The following is a 1,296-nucleotide window of genomic DNA, read 5'->3' as shown; positions in this document are numbered from 1 at the left end:
TAGCTCCGGGGAGCCGTGTTTAGAGGCAGGATTACTCTTGGCATTGTAGGTACCGGATTGGTTTGCGCCAGGGTCGACACCAGCAAAGGCGGTTAAGGAGTTTCGGCGCTCAAAACGCATCACATCACCAATTTCGGCCATGAGTTGCGGCCCAAGCGAATCGCCCACGCCGAACAATGACATGACGATAGGATATTCAGGAAGTTGCTGAGCTAACCGTTTCATTTCTGTGCGAAACAATTCAACCGTTCCAGATGCGGCGTTGAGTTGAGTAATAGCTTGCCGAATCAGTAGCTTGGTCAAGGAATTCTTGGGGAGTATGGCAATTAGGTTCTTCGCTTCCGAGTGGATTTCAGTGGCTTTCATAAAGTTGAAATTGTACCCATGCCGCTTGCACCATGCATGGTAACGTTCAGTAAATGCAGCCTGACCTATACTCCGAACACAGTCCACATGCCAGAAAGAGGTAGCAAAATCCACCCATTTCTGGCTGCCGTCCTCACGGGCAGGGCTACTGAAAAGTGCGTTTGCTCCAGGATAGGTCTGATCAAGAAGAGCAATGAGGTTGTTCTTCATAGCCGTCTTGCTCTTAGTGTATAAACTATATTGCCGGTTCATGGTTTTCAGTTGGTAACGAATCGTATCCATAGGAGTATGCTGACGCAGTTCCACCCAGTTGTCAAGACCATACCGGGCAATCTTCATGGAATCGGCCTTATCGGTCTTGACCCGCCGAAGAGAATTATTTCCGTAGTCTTTAATGAGCTTCGGGTTGACTGCACTGACAAAGATTCCAGCGTCATGAAGCATTTGGGCCACTGGCTCGTAATAGTGCCCCGTGTGTTCCAAAATGACCCTCGTCTCACCCTCCAGGCTTTTCAGGTAGTCTGCCAGCTTACTGAGTTCACTGGAGGTGTGACGTACCTCATAAGGTTTAGAAACCACCTTACCAAAAGGACGGGCAACAGCAATTACACTCTTGCCTTTGGAAACATCAATTCCTACTGCGTTCATAAAGTACACTCCCATTACAGATTTGCAATTGGCGGCCCAGTCTTCTATCGTTGCCGATTCTGTCTGTTTGGTGACACGGACGCACTGGTGAACAGTGGTTCTACCTGCATAAATCGAACGCTGTGAACGAGAGGCTGGCTGACTGGCTTATAACCGGACGTGGTTAGTCCTTGGAGTGATACGTCGGCCTACTGCTCTCTCATTCTAACAGCTTAGGCAACAATGCGGTGAATAACATGGATGTCCATGTTTTGAACCGTAAATATATAGTAACAGGAGTGA

1 protein-coding gene is annotated in these 1,296 nt (G+C 48.4%); it reads right to left on the bottom strand.

Features of this window, described 5'->3' with window-relative positions; translation table 11 throughout:
- On the bottom strand, window positions 1-1,014 hold a 1,014-nt coding region (locus tag F3H20_RS19750), incomplete at its 3' end, for an IS110 family RNA-guided transposase (RefSeq protein WP_149736550.1).
- Window positions 1,015-1,296: the final 282 nt, after the last annotated feature.

It is taken from the genome of Propionispora hippei DSM 15287 (assembly GCF_900141835.1).
Classification (GTDB): Bacteria; Bacillota; Negativicutes; order Propionisporales; family Propionisporaceae; genus Propionispora; species Propionispora hippei.
Note: the sequence above shows the minus strand (reverse complement) of the source record. Positions and strands in the feature narration are given on the sequence as shown.